17 protein-coding genes are annotated in these 16,252 nt (G+C 46.1%); 11 read left to right on the top strand and 6 right to left on the bottom strand.

The window, feature by feature from the left end:
- Positions 1–12 precede the first annotated feature (12 nt).
- Genes SUN_RS13175 through SUN_RS10295 form a run of 4 tightly spaced genes read left to right on the top strand, consistent with a single transcriptional unit; the run spans position 13 to position 4,167 of the window.
- The gene (locus SUN_RS13175) at positions 13–774 is read left to right on the top strand and encodes a DUF2092 domain-containing protein (protein ID WP_012083751.1); all 762 of its coding nucleotides are present in this window, start codon (positions 13–15) and stop codon (positions 772–774) included.
- Positions 774–1,772: a hypothetical protein gene (locus SUN_RS13170; protein WP_050748056.1), complete on the top strand. Its 999-nt coding sequence runs from the start codon at positions 774–776 to the stop codon at positions 1,770–1,772. Before SUN_RS13175 ends, SUN_RS13170 begins: the two co-directional genes overlap by 1 nt.
- 14 nt (positions 1,773–1,786) lie before the next feature.
- On the top strand, positions 1,787–2,404 hold the full coding sequence (locus tag SUN_RS13625; RefSeq protein ID WP_041672752.1) for a hypothetical protein: 618 nt from the start codon (positions 1,787–1,789) through the stop codon (positions 2,402–2,404).
- A gap of 11 nt (positions 2,405–2,415) precedes the next feature.
- Complete coding sequence (locus tag SUN_RS10295) at positions 2,416–4,167, top strand: FMN-binding glutamate synthase family protein (protein WP_012083748.1); 1,752 nt, start codon at positions 2,416–2,418, stop codon at positions 4,165–4,167.
- Here the strand turns inward: SUN_RS10295 and SUN_RS10290 are convergent.
- From SUN_RS10290 to plsY, 5 genes are all read right to left on the bottom strand, one after another.
- Positions 4,164–5,687 (bottom strand): Ppx/GppA phosphatase family protein, encoded by a 1,524-nt coding sequence (locus SUN_RS10290; RefSeq protein ID WP_012083747.1) that lies wholly within the window; start codon positions 5,685–5,687, stop codon positions 4,164–4,166. The two genes, SUN_RS10295 and SUN_RS10290, sit on opposite strands and share 4 nt — an antisense overlap.
- A gap of 7 nt (positions 5,688–5,694) precedes the next feature.
- Positions 5,695–5,946: a YfhL family 4Fe-4S dicluster ferredoxin gene (locus tag SUN_RS10285; protein WP_012083746.1), complete on the bottom strand. Its 252-nt coding sequence runs from the start codon at positions 5,944–5,946 to the stop codon at positions 5,695–5,697.
- Between the two features lie 157 nt (positions 5,947–6,103).
- Entirely contained in the window at positions 6,104–6,775 is a 672-nt protein-coding gene (gene hsrA / locus SUN_RS10280; protein WP_012083745.1) for a homeostatic response regulator transcription factor HsrA, read from the bottom strand.
- A gap of 139 nt (positions 6,776–6,914) precedes the next feature.
- Positions 6,915–7,244 (bottom strand): dihydroneopterin aldolase, encoded by a 330-nt coding sequence (locus SUN_RS10275; protein WP_012083744.1) that lies wholly within the window; start codon positions 7,242–7,244, stop codon positions 6,915–6,917.
- Complete coding sequence (gene plsY, locus SUN_RS10270; protein WP_012083743.1) at positions 7,245–7,856, bottom strand: glycerol-3-phosphate 1-O-acyltransferase PlsY; 612 nt, start codon at positions 7,854–7,856, stop codon at positions 7,245–7,247.
- A 127-nt stretch (positions 7,857–7,983) separates the two neighbouring features.
- Between plsY and nadA the strand changes: the two genes are divergently transcribed.
- The 4 genes from nadA to SUN_RS10250 all read left to right on the top strand — a co-directional run bounded on the left by nadA (position 7,984) and on the right by SUN_RS10250 (position 12,258).
- Positions 7,984–8,979, top strand: coding sequence for a quinolinate synthase NadA (nadA, locus tag SUN_RS10265; protein WP_012083742.1), 996 nt, complete (start codon positions 7,984–7,986; stop codon positions 8,977–8,979).
- A 69-nt stretch (positions 8,980–9,048) separates the two neighbouring features.
- Entirely contained in the window at positions 9,049–9,867 is an 819-nt protein-coding gene (nadC, locus tag SUN_RS10260) for a carboxylating nicotinate-nucleotide diphosphorylase (RefSeq protein ID WP_012083741.1), read from the top strand.
- A 2-nt stretch (positions 9,868–9,869) separates the two neighbouring features.
- Entirely contained in the window at positions 9,870–10,868 is a 999-nt protein-coding gene (locus SUN_RS10255) for a DHH family phosphoesterase (protein WP_012083740.1), read from the top strand.
- Positions 10,849–12,258: a M23 family metallopeptidase gene (locus SUN_RS10250; protein ID WP_012083739.1), complete on the top strand. Its 1,410-nt coding sequence runs from the start codon at positions 10,849–10,851 to the stop codon at positions 12,256–12,258. The genes SUN_RS10255 and SUN_RS10250 overlap by 20 nt, the downstream gene beginning before the upstream one ends.
- 223 nt (positions 12,259–12,481) lie before the next feature.
- On the opposite strand, the gene SUN_RS10245 is transcribed toward SUN_RS10250, so the two are convergent.
- Positions 12,482–13,804, bottom strand: coding sequence for an IS1380-like element ISSlsp1 family transposase (locus SUN_RS10245; RefSeq protein WP_011980420.1), 1,323 nt, complete (start codon positions 13,802–13,804; stop codon positions 12,482–12,484).
- Between the two features lie 194 nt (positions 13,805–13,998).
- Between SUN_RS10245 and lpxC the strand changes: the two genes are divergently transcribed.
- From lpxC to thrB, 3 genes are read left to right on the top strand one after another with little or no spacing between them, the layout of a single operon-like run.
- Positions 13,999–14,883, top strand: a complete 885-nt coding sequence (lpxC, locus tag SUN_RS10240) for a UDP-3-O-acyl-N-acetylglucosamine deacetylase (protein ID WP_012083738.1) — start codon at positions 13,999–14,001, stop codon at positions 14,881–14,883.
- The gene (locus SUN_RS10235; protein ID WP_012083737.1) at positions 14,864–15,331 is read left to right on the top strand and encodes a hypothetical protein; all 468 of its coding nucleotides are present in this window, start codon (positions 14,864–14,866) and stop codon (positions 15,329–15,331) included. Before lpxC ends, SUN_RS10235 begins: the two co-directional genes overlap by 20 nt.
- A gap of 14 nt (positions 15,332–15,345) precedes the next feature.
- Positions 15,346–16,224 (top strand): homoserine kinase, encoded by an 879-nt coding sequence (gene thrB, locus SUN_RS10230; RefSeq protein ID WP_012083736.1) that lies wholly within the window; start codon positions 15,346–15,348, stop codon positions 16,222–16,224.
- The last annotated feature ends 28 nt before the right edge of the window (positions 16,225–16,252 follow it).

Below are 16,252 nucleotides of genomic sequence, written 5' to 3'. Positions count from 1 at the left end.
AGGAGAGAATGGATGAAAAGAATGCTTTACTACCTGCTCATACTGCAGATGGGCACAACGATACTTTTTGCAGCAGGCCCGAAAGGAGAGAGCGGAGCGAAGACACTCTATCCGCTGCCATCGGCCATCATCATGAATGCGTACCGTTACCTGGGGAAGCTCCAGCATTTTTCCATCGATGCGGTCACGACCAATGATGACGAATTTCAGGGAAAAATGCTGGTAACATATACCCACTGGGTACACATTGACCTTCAGCGTCCAGGCAGACTGCACATCTCTGTCGATGGTGACCTGAAAGAGAGAAGTTTCTATCTGGACCATGGCCGTTTTGCCATTTATGACAAGGTCCTTGGGTACTACGGTACGCTGAATCTACCGCAGAATATCGATGCGGCGCTGGACGATCTCTTCGAGCAATATGATATCAAGACCGCGCTTGCCAACGTGCTCTATTCTGACCTGTACAGACGCATTCCTCCCAAGCAGGAGGGGTACTACTTCGGCCTGTCGGATGTGGATGATATTGTCTGTCACCATATCGGTTTCGCGAACGATGTGCAGGAGATACAGTTTTGGGTTGAAAAGGGGAAAAGGCCTCTGATCAGAAAATTTATCGTGACCGACAAGACGGAAAAACTTCTTCCCAGAAGCGGTACGATACTCCACTGGAACCTGACGCCGAAGTTCGGTGAAAAGACCTTTACCTTCATCCCTCCCGAAAATGCGAGGGAGATCCCCATCGAGTCCCAAACCGGAAAGGAGAAAAGATAATGAAGAAATTTAGCATATTCGGATTGAAATTTTTTGTCGTCTTTATGGCGGTAGGTTTCTTCTCTCCTACGGTCAATGTTGAAATCGACCAGAGAACAGGTGTGGTATCGGAAGTACATTTTACCCTTCTCAAGGAGCTTGAAGCACGTCGCGGCGGTGGAATGCGTGGTGGTGGAATGCGCGGCGGCGGCATGAGACGCAGCGGCGGTTTCAACAGAGGCGGTGGAATGAGACGAAGCTCTTTTAACCGTGGAAGTATGAACCGCAGTTCCTTCAACAGAGGAGGAATGCACAGGGCACCAAGCCGTAGCCGTTATCAGGGAGGGAACTTCTCCAAGGCGAAACGTCCGGTGGTAAGCCGTCCCAAAACAAGACCTGCAGCAAGCAGGCCAAAGACACGACCTGCCAAGCGTCCTTCGACAAAGCCGAGTACGAGACCATCGAAGCGTCCAAGTACCCGTCCGTCCACCAGACCGGTACAAAAGCCGGGAAGACCGGGAGCAGGGAAGCCCAACAAACCAGGTAACAGTCAGAGACCGAGTACACGCCCGACAAAACCCGATAGCGGAAGAATTCCAAGTAGACCGGGAAAACCGGGAAAACCACAGCGTCCGAACAGACCGGGCCAACCGGGGAAACCGCTCAAACCGGGCATAAAGCCTCCGGGTGATCGTCCGGGTGGAGGAAGACCGGACAGGCCTGGTAACGGACATCGTCCTGGACACGGCAGGCCGCCGCATGGAGGGCATCCTCCGCATCATGGCCATCACCATCATCATTATCACCATTATCCACACTACGGATGGGGTGGTTACTGGCCATGGTTCTGGGGAAGTGCCATTACGATCGGAGCGATCGTTTCCACCATACCGGACAATGACTGTGATGACATTCATGTAGACGGCAAATGGTACAAAGAGTGTAACGGCGTTCTCTTCGAACCTGTCTATCAGGGTGATGATGTAGAGTACAAAGTCGTAGAGATCAAGAAAAAATAACAGAAGGAAGAGTGATGAAACTGAAATATGTAGGAGCCAAACCGAGCGTATCGGCCAAAGGGGTCTCTTTTGACCAGAGCAAACCGGATAGATATACTTTCCTCAATGCCGCGATCGAATTGCTTGAAGCACTTGAACATACTCCGGTCGAAGAGAGAAAAGTCGACCTCCGTGGAATGGAGCCGAAAATTTACAAACCGGATGAACTTCTGGAACTGCTGAAGAAACATTGCAAAAATGTTGACGAAGTGTTCGAAGGCAGAGAAGAGAAGACCAATGCATTGATCGATAAATACAGGCTCAGGGTACAGAACAATCCAACCATCACGGAAGATGAGCGTAGGGCGTGGCTGGGCAATATAGACATCATGCGTGACTATTATCTGCAGTACGTGACCAATGAAAGTGCCTACGAATGTGCACTGAATGCCCTGGCAGACAGGATACACGAGTCGCATATCAATGAGATCATCTTTCCTCTGGGGAACAATTACGGCCTGGTGTTCAGCCATCTCATTCCTGTACTGACCGACCATAAACCGCCTTATGATGCAGAGTTTGTCTGGGAGCAGGTTGACGGTGAAACGATCGGTAGGATCGATATGCATAGACCTACACCGGTCAATGTATAAAAAGGTGAGATATGTTAAGTGAAATCTGGGAGTTTCTGGAACTTGTCACGCCCTATGTGCTGAGTCTGCTCTTTGTAGTGCTGGTCGCCCTGTTCATTTATGACAGGTTTATTCAGCGAAAGCACTCTCTTCTGGTGAATTACCCGGTGATCGGCCGTTTCAGATATCTGTTCGAGGCTCTGCGTGAACCACTCAGGCAGTATTTTGCAGAAGAGAACTTCTATGAATCGCGTGACAAGGTGGACTGGGTCTACAAAGCGGCCAAAGACCTCCCCAACTACAAATCGTTTTCCGTTGACCAGCCTTTTGCTGAAGACCGTTTTATTGTAAAACATGCTACGAACGTGCTAAACGATGATGAAGTATCGGAGGACATGAGCGTTACATACGGACAGGACCGTGAAAAACCCTATGTGGCCAAAACACCGATCGTCCGTTCCGCTATGTCCGATGGTGCACTCAGCCCGGAAGCAGTACGTGCATTCTCTTTGGGAGCAGCGCTTTCAGGCTATACACTCAATACCGGTGAGGGAGGATTGACCTCCAATCATCTCTATACACTTAATCCGGAACCGGGTGATAACACGGACTATCTGGAGATCGTCAGAAGTACGCCTCTGGCGGATACGGTATTCAACCTTGTAGACAAGCTGATGAACCGTACCTATGCGATCAAGGCATACCGAAAAACACTGCTGAACAAAAGAACGGAAAATACCTATATTTACGGCAAAGATTCTAAGATCCTGTTCCGTGTCAACTGGAGAGCACCGTTGAGTGCCTTCCCAAAAGAGATCCCGGAATCTCTGCCGGATATGATCTTTCAGATGAGTTCCGGGTTGTACGGGGTGCGTGACGAACACGGGAAGTTCGATGAAGAACGCTATGCCAAAGTGATGACCTTCTGCCGTATGACGGAGATCAAGATCGCCCAGGGGGCCAAGCAGACGGGAGGAAAGCTTGCCGGTTCGAAAGTCACAGCCGATATCGCCTATTACCGGGGAATAGAAGAGGGGAAAGACCTTTTCTCTCCCAACCGTTTCCCTTATGCGGATACGCCTGATCACCTGATGGATTTCATCGGACGGCTGCAGGAGATCTCCAAAAAACCTGTCGGTGCTAAGATTGTTATCTCGGATGCCGATACGGTGGATAGGCTGGCTGCCAGAGTGGCAGAACGTAAAAAGAAAGGACTGTCGATCCCGGATTTTCTTACCGTGGACAGTGGAGAGGGCGGGAGCGCGACTGCACCGCTCGAACTGATGGAAGCGGTGGGGCTGAGTACCTACAACGCACTTTATGTACTTGATTCGGCGTTGAGACGGCATGGTCTCAGGGATGACATCAAGATCATCGCCAGCGGAAAGATACTCACACCCGATGATGTGATCATCACTATGTCGCTCGGAGCAGATGCCGTGGGGATCGCGCGAGGCTTCATGATGAGTGGCGGATGTATCCGTGCACGTATGTGCTCAGGCTACGGCAGTCACAAGTGCCCGGTAGGTATGGCGACGCAGGATCCCAAGAAACGGGCTTCCTACATGGTCGTCAAGCAGGCATACCAGATGTCGAACTATCACAACAATCTCATCAAAGGGATGAAGATGATGCTGGCGATCATGGGCTTTGACCATAAAAGCAAACTCAGCAAAAAGAACCTGACCTTCAGGAACCGTAACGGTGAGATCTTTTTTGATGTGGATGAGTATTTCGAGAGTAAACTGCATACCCACATCCAAAAACAGAAAAAAGCCGTTTAAACTCCCAAAGCCTTATTTTTGGGGATCTTGTTCCTGTCTTTGATAATGATGGCAAAAGGAACAGGCTTCTCAAGTTTTTTGATCTTCTCTTTCGCCAAATAGAGCGGCTGGTCCGATGTGATCGTCAATGTTTTGTCCTCATAAGAGAAATCGATCTGTGCAGAGTGTGAATTTTCATGTAAAAATACAGTAAGTGTATAGATAAAGCTGAGCCACAACAGTGCCTTCTTTTTCGGAAGAATAGAGCTGTACTCATCGACAAGCGGTTGATAGAGCAGTTCCCTGCCATGCATACGCAGCAAAGAGGAGATGAGGATCATCTCCTCGTGTGTGAAGCCGTAGTTCAACTCCTGTATGGCAATGTAGAAGGCTGTTTCATGTGAATTGTATACATTGAGGAGCTCACCGATATAGGAGAGTTTCAGTGCCCAATGAAGTTCATTTTTATACTGTTCGCTATCATTGATCTCTGCCTGCATGACCCTGTAGAGTTTCGAGGCAATTTTCAGTTTGCCCCTGTTTTTCCGCTCCAGTTTGATGAGAGGATGAAAACGGTCAAGTATGGAGATGACGCTGGGATTGATGTCTTTGGGGAAAGAGAGTCCCTCATCTTTAAGCATCTGTTTGAGAAAAACCCCTTCACGTACCCCAACAGCGCTGCTGATGACTTTCTTGGCTCCAATATGGGAGAGTATCTCATTGAAAATGAGTGTTCCCTCTCTGATGGTATCGTAACGGCTCTTTTTCAGGTTGAATTTCCTGAGGCCCTTGGCCGAGCTTTGGGGAATGGCTTCGAAGTAGTCACGCCACGCTTCGACCTCATAGGTGAAAGCGTGCAATTTATCCAGCGGATGTTCACTTCGTCTCATGATCCCTTTGCTCAGCGTCCTTGCCGTACCGCCGATACCGACAGCCAATGTGTGTCTGAAAGTTTCAGGAACGCTTTCGAGTGCCTGATGAATGAATGCCTTGGCTCTCATATTGCTCTCTTTAACGGAACACTCTTTGTCGAAGAAGAGTTCCTTGAGCCGGACCGTACCCAGATCAAGTGAATAGGTATCGACAATGTGTCCATTTTGGATGAGTGCCATATCGGAAGAGCCGCCTCCGATATCGATGGTGATGGCATCATTGAAGGGAAGCAGGTTGTTCGCGGCGATTGCACCGAATCTGGCTTCCTGTTTACCATCGATGATCCTGATAGTGAGGCCCAGCTCTTTTTTGATCCATTTGACAAATAGTTTTCCGTTAGGAGCATCCCTGAGTGCAGAGGTCGCGACACAGATTGTTTTGTGTACCTGATATTTGTTAAGGGTATAAATGAAGGACTGGAGTGCAAGAAAAGCACGTTCTATACCGACGGGTTGGAGATACCCCTCTTTTTCGTAAGCGCCTTCACCGATGCGCACCTTCGATTTTTGTTCGCAGATGAGATGAAAGCCGTAATGGCTGCTTTTTTCAAAGATGACCAGTCTGGCTGAGTTCGAACCGATATCGATGATCGCGGTTCTCTTGGCCATTATCTAACTACTCTTCTTCCTGCAGTTTTTCAAATTTGAATTTAAGTTCTTCTATGTTCTCAACGTTATCCGGGTCAGAAATAATACAATCGACCGGACAGACGGCGATACACTGCGGTTCGTCAAAGTGTCCAACACACTCCGTACAACGGTCCGCATCTATAATATATATCGGATCATTTTCTTCGATCGCCTCATTGGGACACTCTTCTCTACACGCGTCACAAGCTATACATTCATCAGTTATTAAAAGTGCCATTCATTCCTCTGTTTTCGGCCGTTAGAGAGGGCCGTTAGTTATGTATCCGAGTTATAACCCAATAAACCTTATGCTTTATTTAAAAAAAGTGCAAAAAGGAAGTTTGGAGAAAAATTGGAAAGTGAAGGAGCATTTTGTGGCTCCTTCAAAAGTTAGATCAGGATATTTTTTTGGGGAAACAGAATCGGTAACCGCGTCTTCGGACTGTTTCGATAGTGGTAATATCGAGTGGTTTGTCCATTTTTTGGCGGATCTGGTTAATAGCGACTTCAATGACATTGGGTGTGACAAGTTCCGGTTCTTCCCAAATGGCATCGAGAAGCTGCTCTTTGGATACGATCTGGTCTTTATGCATGGCAAGATGTGTCAATACTTCAAACGGTTTACCTTTGAGTTCTATCTCATTGCCTTGATAAATGATCTTTTCCTCCTCAGGATTGATAATGAGCTCTTCAATCTCGATGATATTGGAAACGCCGAAGCGCAGTTTGGCTTCGATGCGGATCAGCAGAACATCTTCATCGAGCGGCTTGCGAATGAAATCATCCGCTCCGGAACGCAAGGCTTCAATTTCTGTCTCTTTGTCAGTATCTTCGGAAAGAATGATCACGGAAGTCTTATGCGTCTCTTTTTTGATATCTGCTATCAGTGAGACATTGTGCTCATCTGTTCCCCACCCTATCAATACAAGGTCGTAGTTACGGATATCAAGATAATATTTGGCATCTCCCATATTTTCGGCCAGGTCACATTGGTAATTGTTGTCTACAAGCAGCTGTGTTAGTGTGTTGCCCAAGGTTTTATCTTCTTCTATGATCAATACTCTCATATGAATCCTTTATCATTTACATTTGTTACTCATATTTTCTTTACCTGCTTATTTAAGCCATTCTTAATTATAGCATAAAAAGAGGGGTTTCTGAAAGTTTTTTTAAAAATCTTGAAGAGAAGAATACTGTTATACGGTCTTAATCCAGAATCCATTGTTTACTCAATGCAACACTGCATTTGGGGAGGATGTCAGGTTTCGTGATCTTCAGTGAAAGTGTTTCTATCTGGGGGTAGGCAGTGGTAATGACACTTTTCAGACCGAGAAGGGCTTCTTCGAGCAGTTCATAACGTTTCTCTTTGAGCTCTGTTTCTATCAGTATGACAATGTCTGCATAGTCGATGAAGTTCTCTTCATCGTAGTCATAGTCTGCTTCCGTATCGATGATGACCTTTTGAGTATGTTCACGCTCGAAGTCCAGAAGGCCGATGATCACATCGAGTGTCAGGGCTTTAATGTGTATGGTCATTTAAACTTTGGCCTCTTCATGCTTGAAAAGACGGACGATATTGGGGATGTGTTTGTAGAAGATAATGATGGAGATAATCCAGATAGGTGCATGTGAACCGATCCCCGGTACTTCAGGATAGAGTACATAGGAAGCGATGATAAAGGCTACAAGTGCGATGAGAGAAGAGAGAGAAGATATCTTCAAGCCTTTGCTTACCCCGATCCAGACAGCGATGGCGATAAGGGCCGGAACAGGCATCATGACAAGCAGTACGCCAAAACCTGTCGCCACACCTTTGCCCCCTTCGAACATGAGAAAGGCCGAGAAACAGTGTCCCACGACGGAAAGAACAGCCAATGTCCAGAGTACGCTTTGCGGTGCACCAAGCATTTTGGCAATGAGGATGACGATGATCCCTTTGATGGCATCGAGAAAGAGGGTAGCTGCACCAAGCTTCTTGGCAAGTGCTGGGTCTTTCTCTTTTACGACGCGCAGTACGTTGGTCGCACCGATATTTCCGCTGCCTGCCTGTTTAATATCCACGCCGGCGAACTGTTTGGCCAAAAGGTACCCGAAAGGGATGCCTGCGATGAGATAAGCCGAGAGGTAGAGAATGATATTGATGTTCATAAGAGTTCCGTGATAATAGATTTGATGGTGCAATTTTAACCGAATTTTGATAAAATAGCCAGAAATTGTCATCAACCTGTGTATAAGTAGTGACAGTATTTGATGAAATCCAGGTTCAAGGAAAGCTATGAGTATTGATTATAAAGCAGAGATAGAGAGACTCAAGAAAGAGCTCCCTGTTACCGTGGTCGCACATTATTACCAGAGGGATGAAGTCTTCGAAATGGCAGATATTACCGGAGACAGTCTGGAGCTGGCACGCAAATGCAAGGCGGACGAGAATCCCTGGGTGGTCTTCTGCGGTGTCGGTTTCATGGGGCAGAGTGTGAAAGTGATCGCACCCGAAAAGCGTGTTCTGATGCCCAAGATCGCCTGCTGCGCCATGGCGCGTATGATCGACGGGAGTTATTTTGACGATTCGATCGACTACATGGTAAAACACGGGATCGAAAAAAATAACATACTGCCCATCACTTACATCAATTCCGATGCAACGGTCAAAGCCAAGGTCGGAGAGATGGGCGGGATGGTCTGTACTTCTTCCAATGCTTTCAAGATCATCGAAAAAGGGCTGGAGAGTGGCAAGAAGATCCTCTTCGTGCCGGACAGGTGTCTGGGACAGAACTTTGCCATACAGATGGGATTGAAGTCCTGTGTGATCGGTGAGGGAGAGTGCGACCCCCAAGAGGCCGACGTGATCTGTTTTAACGGTTTCTGTTCCGTACACCAGCTCTTTACCCTGGATGATATCGAGTTCTACCGTAATAAATTCCCGGGGATCAAGATAGCGGTGCACCCGGAATGTGACCCGAAGATCGTGGCCGCCGCAGATTTCTCCGGTTCGACCTCCCAGCTTATCAAATACGTCTCAGAACTCGACCCTGGGCAGAAAGTAGCGGTAGGAACAGAGTACAACCTGGTCAACCGAATGCGGAAGAAGAACACCTATGTCCTCTCATCTACGAAACCGGAGTGTCCGACCATGAACGAGACAACACTCGAAGACCTCTACAATACCCTCAAATCCATCGAGGATAACCAGCCGATCAACGAGATCGTAGTGGATCCCCATACGGTCAAGTATGCCAACCTTGCATTGGAACGTATGCTGGCTATAAAATAGTCTTGCGTGCTACGTGCTACGAAATAACTCATAGTACGTAATCCGTAACACATCATTCAAGGAATGTACATGTTAAAAAAAAGATTTATAGAAGCCTTGGTTTCTGAAGATATCGGACGGGGAGACCTTTTTTCGCGTATCAGTGAGAGCAGGGGTATCCGCGCCTATATCATTGCCAAAAGTGACGGGGTGTTTGGCGGGCGAGAGTATGTCGAAGTATTGGCCGATATGTACGACCTGGCACTCAGCTGGGACATACAGGATGGGGAATCTTTTAAAAAAGGACACAAATTGCTTCTGGTCAGCGGAGACTCCAAGACCATTCTCTCTCTGGAGCGTTCTATTCTCGATATGATCCTGCATGCTTCTTCCATCGCCACATTGACAGCACAGTATGCCAAAGCGATAGAGGGTACGGATGCCAAACTGCTCGACACCAGAAAGACCCGGCCTCTGCTGCGTGAATTCGAGAAATATGCCGTGCGATGCGGCGGAGGACTCAACCACCGTATGGGATTGGATGACTGTCTGATGCTCAAGGATACCCATCTCAAGACCATCGACGACCTGGATGCCTTCATGCAGGAAGTACGGCAGAAGATACCTTTCACTTCCAAAGTGGAGATCGAGTGTGAAAGTCTGGAGATGGTCACAAAAGCAATGCAGGCGGGTGCGGATATCGTAATGTGTGACAATATGTCCCTGGAGGAGACCAGAGAAGTGGTGACTTACAGGAATGCGAATTATCCGCATATTTTGCTTGAAGCCAGCGGCAATGTGACGCTTGAAACCATTGCCGAAATAGCTGCAACGGGAGTAGATGCGATTTCTTCGGGGTCCATTATCCATCAGGCGAAATGGATAGACCTTTCCATGAAAGTTGAATAGTTGTGAGGGATAAAGAGGATTTTCCGTATGATGAGGCCAAAAAGCTAATCGAAGAAGCAGATTTCGTTACAATACTTTCCCATCTTAATCCTGATCCGGATGCCATCGGTACGGCACTGGGTATATACAATCTGTTGAAAGAATTGAAAAAACGAAGAGTGGAGGTTGTAAATGCCTCCAGAGATCTGCCGCGTCATCTTGATTTTCTCTCAGGTTTTGAGAGGATCAAAACAAAGATGGAGTATGACAGCAGCCTGGTCATCGCCTGCGACTGCGGAAGCATAGAACGGCTGGGTTTTGAACTGAAGGGACGTCAGATACTCAACATCGACCATCATCGAAGCAATGACCGGTACGGCACGCTCAATGTGGTACTGCCAGAGTATGCCTCTTCCTCGCAGGTAGCGTTTGAACTCTTTAAAAAGCATTATGATATTTCTGTAAATAGTGCAGAATGTTTTTATGCTGCCCTGCTTTCAGATACACGCTATTTCACTACCTCTTCGGTAACGGCCCAGGTCTTTGAAGTGGCCAAAGAGATGGTTGAGATCGGAGTCGACCCTGCAAAAGTTGCTTATCACTTCACACAGAGACGCTCCCTTGCGTCATTTCGTATTCTGCAGCGGGCACTGAAGAGTTTGAAACTCTATAGTGATGCCCGTATCGCCGTACTCTACGTGACCAAAGAAGATATTGCTGAAACGGGCGCAACGGTACCCGACATGGACGGGATCGTAGACTATGCGCGTTCCCTGACAACAGTGGAAGTGGCGGTGTTCGTCATGGAGATGAAAAATAGCATCAGAGTCTCGTTGCGCAGCAAAGGGATCGATGTCAACGCCATCGCCGCGGACTTCGGTGGAGGAGGACACAAGGTCGCGGCCGGTGTAACATTTGAAGCAGGTAACTTACAAGAAATAATCGATACAATTATAGGAAAACTTCAAAACGCTATAAAATTAAAAGACACAGGATTGAAAAATGGCAAAAAAGAAACGTAGCGGGAATCTCGCGAACAAGATATTCAGTGTACTCCTGCTGGCGGGAGTGGCTGCAGGTGCATGGTATGTCTATACCGCACCGGAGTTTGAAAGGGTCAAACCGAAGATCGAAAGTCAAAAGCATATTTTCTGGAACAGAAAGGACCCTCTGAAGGTCAAGGTAACGGACAATGTTGGCCTGAATTCCTATGAGGTCAAACTCTCTGACGGCACAAAGAGTGTGATCATCGACCAGGGCTTCTTCGACAAGGGGACCAAAGAAGCAGTCATTAAAGTGAAGTATCCCAAAGGGAAAGTACTCGATCCCAAAGCGAAAGACTACAAGTTGACCGTTACGGTAGGTGACAGCAGCATGTGGAACATGATGGAAGGTAACAAAGCGACTAAGAGTATTGATGTGACTGTGGACTACAAAAGGCCCAATGTCAATATCCTTTCCAATTCACGTATGATCAACCAGGGCGGTTCTGCACTGATAGTCTTCCAGGCGGATGATGAAAATATGGATGAGCTTTATGTGCTTGCCAATAAGAACAAGTTCAAGCCGGAACCCTACAAAAAAGAGGGATATTATGCCGTACTGGTCGCCTGGCCGTTCACGGACAACAGCTTTGATGCCAAGATCGTAGCGACGGACCTTGCCAGGAACCGACGCGAACTGCATGTTCCTTTCTATCACGGCAATCCAAGGTACAAAACATCCCATATCAAAGCGACTGATAAATTCATTGATGGAAAGATCACTGATCTGGCTTCCAGTGATCCTGAGTATGCGGAGATTACAGACAAACTTAAAAAACTCAAAGCGATCAATGAAACTATGCGTCAGAAAAACGAGGTACTGATCCATAAGTTAAGCAAGCCTGTTTCTAACGAGATGCTCGACAGTTGGAAGATCAAGAAGTTTTATCCGCTGAGAAACGGGAAGAAAGTGGCAAGTTTCGGTGATCACAGATATTACTACTATGGAAGCAAGGACAATACCGTGTCCGAATCCTATCATGTGGGCTATGACCTTGCCAGTAACAGCATGGCCGATATCAAGGCATCAAACTCGGGAAAAGTGGTCTTCACGGATGACAACGGTATTTACGGCAATATGCTTCTGATAGATCATGGTCTGGGACTTTACACCCTTTACGGGCACTGTTCTCAGTTTCTGGTCAATGAAGGAGATGAAGTACATGCAGGACAGACGATCGCCAAAACGGGTATGACCGGACTGGCGATGGGTGACCATTTGCATTTCGGTATGCTGGTTCAGGGTAACGAAGTGAGACCGGTCGAGTGGTTTGACCAGTCATGGATCAACAAGTTCATCAACAAGGTATTTAAGCAGGCAGACGAGATCATCTCCCCTCCGCCAGTGAAAGAGAAGAGAAAAAAGTAAGATCATAAACCCAAATCCGTAAATAGCCCCAAAGTAATCATAAATTGAACTAAAATCAACGAGAGATATTATGCTAAAAGATTAGATGCATCATAAATTTGCGTATTACCTTGTTGTTTTTAGCACACCGACATGTTTATGCTAAAAATGCTGTTTTTTTAGGCACTATTCTAGTGTTTGAAGTTTCTATCGTATTGATGTTTTTGGTGACTTTATACGGGTATCATTCCAGTGAAACCCTATAGATGCATTCTCTTATGGAGTGAAATATTTCTACAAACTCTTTTTGAACTTTCAAGATAGTCTGCCTACTGTGTTTCACTACCTTTCCTGCTAAACGATAAAACTTATAGCGTATCGTGGCAACCGTATGTTTTTGCCAGCTATTTTGCAGTATTTGTTTAAAAAGAATGAAGAGATTATAAGCCAGTACACCTATCTGAAAGTAAAATGCATTGGAGATAAAATTTGATGAAGGAAGATAATTGAGATTGAAACCATTTTTAAGTTCTTTGATCCGGTTCTCGCTTGTATCTCCACGCTTGCGATAAAACCTAACAACATCCTGAGCAGACATGCTTTCATCTGCATTGGTAGCGATGACATAATAATGCTCTCTGGCAAGATCAAGTTTTTCGTCTATACTCAACATATCCCAGATCTCCGGAAGTACCGGTGTCACTGTCTTTTTGACAACAATCAGTCTAAAGGCATGGTCTGTGTGCTGCATGGTATGTATAAACTCAGCTACTTCTTCTTTAAGGTGATGTGCTGTACCTTCTTTGGTTTGGAATGATTGCCACTCTTTAATTTCTTTGATATTGGCGTAGACGGAATGATCTAAGTTAGCGCCCACGGTATAGGTGATATGATGATTATTGCAGTGGTTAAAAAGTTCAGCCTGATAAGAAGCAGAATCTGCTCTAAAAAAAGAGAGTGATTTTGCTTTGGGTAATTGTTCCCGACATCTTTTTAGAAACGTCAGATTATTATCTGCGGGCGCAATATTGCCTGAACGAAATTCACTGTGAATCACATATCCGCCATTGATATGACCAATCATAGGTATATATCCGCTTTGCATTTTATAAGTTGTCACTGCTGTACTTTTTTGTGAAAATATTACCGAAGCATCAATATCAAGTACTAAAGGCTCATCTATCGTTTTTAAATGTCTTCGCAACAGTTTACGATTGATGGATTCAATACCATAGATACCATGTAGTCCGTGACGTGTGATCCATTTTCCTACACTCTCTGATACAGGTATATGTTTAATCTTCAACGTCTCTTTGATGGCTTTATCTTTATGAATCATACGTAAGTCATCCAGGACCCTTCCTCCGCTATGAAGCATAAGAAGTAATGGTTGCATGTGTTCAAATGGCATATAACCTCGATTACTTTGAGGTAAAGGTAGATAGGCATTACAGAATTGATCGATTTTAGTTGCTTTTAGATATTCACCGAATAATATGGTTCCGGCATTGGAAGTAAGTGACTCTTTAGTTCCCTCTACAGAAAAATTTAACACACCTTGTGGCATACTTTTACTCCTTGGCAAAAGCTTCACCAAATGGGTGAAAGTGTTTAGTGTCGCTTTTGTCTTTCTTTTCCCCTATTTTACGATACTTCTTCTTTTATGGTTATTTTCTATTTACGGATTTGGGATAAAGTGCTTTTTGCAATTATCTATATTTTATAGTATAATAGTGCGAAATCAAGTGAAGGAGTCTCTTTATGCAGCAGCGTACCATTCAAAAAGCTGTCGAAGTCGTCGGTATCGGTCTGCATAAAGGCGAGCCGATCAGATTGAGACTCGAACCGCTTTCTGCAAATGCGGGCATTGTGTTCTATCGTGAAGATCTGGCGCTGAACATTCCTCTCTCCCCTGATTCTGTCATCGATACTCGTATGGCTACGGTCATAGGCAGTGAAAAAGGGTTTATCTCAACGATCGAACATTTTCTGTCGGCTGTCTATGCTTACGGTATAGACAATATGCGTGTGATAGTGGACGGTAACGAAATGCCCATTATGGACGGTTCATCGATCTCCTTCTGCCTGCTTCTCGACGAGGCGGGTATCAAAGAGTTGGATGTCCCAAAGAAGGTCATTTGTGTCAAAAAAGCCGTTGAGATCAAAGAGGGTGACAAGTTCGTACGCCTTCTTCCTTCGGACAAGGCCACTTTTGATTTCAGGATCAAGTTCGACCACCCGGTCATCGGAGTGCAGAGTGAGAGCTTTGAATTTGGTACCCATAATTTCATCGAAGAGATCGCAAGGGCGAGAACCTTCGGTTTTGCCAAAGATATTCAGTATCTTCAAAGCCAGAACCTTGCTCTTGGTGCGACCTTGCAAAATGCCATCGGATTGGATGACCATAAAGTACTCAATCCCGAAGGACTCCGTTTCGAGAACGAATTCGCCAGACACAAGATCCTCGATGCGATGGGGGATATGATGGTCTCCGGGCACAATATCCTTGCAAAGTATGAATCGTTTGCAGGCAGCCATAACCTGAACTACAGACTTACTTCCAAATTACTGGCAGACAGCAGGAACTATGAATTCGTTACAGTAAAAGAGTTACAAAGCAGAGCTTTTGCAAAATCCTTCGCATAAATTCCAGCTTCTCATTATCTCCATCGCTTCACCGCTTCTGGTGGGTGTTTACAGAGAAGGTGAACTGATCGAGGAGATCAGCTCCGATAAAAAAACTTCTGAAGTACTGCTTCCGATTATCACTGAAATGCTGGAACGTTACTCTGTAGAAAGTATCATTTATACAAGAGGTCCAGGATCCTACATGGCGATCAAGCTGACCTATATCATGCTCAAGACCATTGAGATCGTACGTAATATTCCCTGTTACGGATGCAGTGCGTTTATGGTGAATGGAGGCCAACCTGTCAAGGCGATAGGCAAGCTCTACTTTATCAAGGAAAAAGAGACTATAATTACAAAAAAATATGAACAGCCACCTGTAACGAAGTTTGCATTGCCTCAGCGTATTCATGATCTTGAATTGGATGAAGAGTCGACACCTGAGTATGTACTTCCGGCCGTTTGACAAAGTAGTAACAGATGTTAATAAGTGTACCGGCAACCAGCGCAAACTTGGGACCGGGGTTCGATACCCTGGGACTTGCAGTCGATCTTAGAAATGAGATCGTCATCAAACCCTCGAAATTTCTGAGTCTTTCAACGCATGGAGAAGGGGCAGATAACCCAAAGATCAAGAAAAATTCGCTTTTTTTGAGTATTTTCAATGAGAACTATAAACGTTTGAGCGGTAAAGCGAACAACTTCAGATTCGAATTCACCAACCGCATCCCAATCTCACGAGGTCTGGGAAGCTCCTCTGCTGTGATCGTCGCGGCTCTGAGCGGTGCCTATGCTATGGCAGGGGTGAAATACAATAAACGTGAAATCCTCAATCAGGCACTGCGTTATGAACACCACCCCGACAATATCACTCCGGCAGTGATGGGTGGTTTCAATGTTGCCTGTGTGGAAGGGGACAGGGTTTACAGTAAAAAGCGCCGGATGCCCGACTATCTCCGGGCGGTCGTGGTCGTACCCAACAGAACGATCTCCACGGCACGTTCGCGTACGGTACTGCCTAAAATGTACCGAAAAGAGGAAACCGTCTATTCCCTTTCGCGAGCAGCCTATATGACAGCCCTGTTCATGAGCGAGTCATGGGACCTGCTTCGTATCGCCTCGAAGGACAAGCTGCATCAGGCCAGACGTATGAAGATGATGCCTGAACTCTTTGATGTGCAGAAGTTGGCACTCAAACAGGGAGCATTGATGAGTACGCTCTCAGGTTCTGGGTCGACATTCTTCAACCTTGCCTATGAAAAAGATACCGACAGGATCGCACAGAGTTTGCGGGCCAGATTCCCCCAATTCAGGGTTTTTGTACTCGCTTTGGACAATAATGGTGTCATCACCAAATAATAGCCCACAGGCTTAATCTCTTTTTAGG

This window comes from Sulfurovum sp. NBC37-1 (genome assembly GCF_000010345.1).
Lineage (GTDB): Bacteria > Campylobacterota > Campylobacteria > Campylobacterales > Sulfurovaceae > Sulfurovum.
The sequence above is the reverse complement of the archived record's forward strand: the minus strand, read 5'-3'. Positions and strand labels throughout refer to the sequence as shown.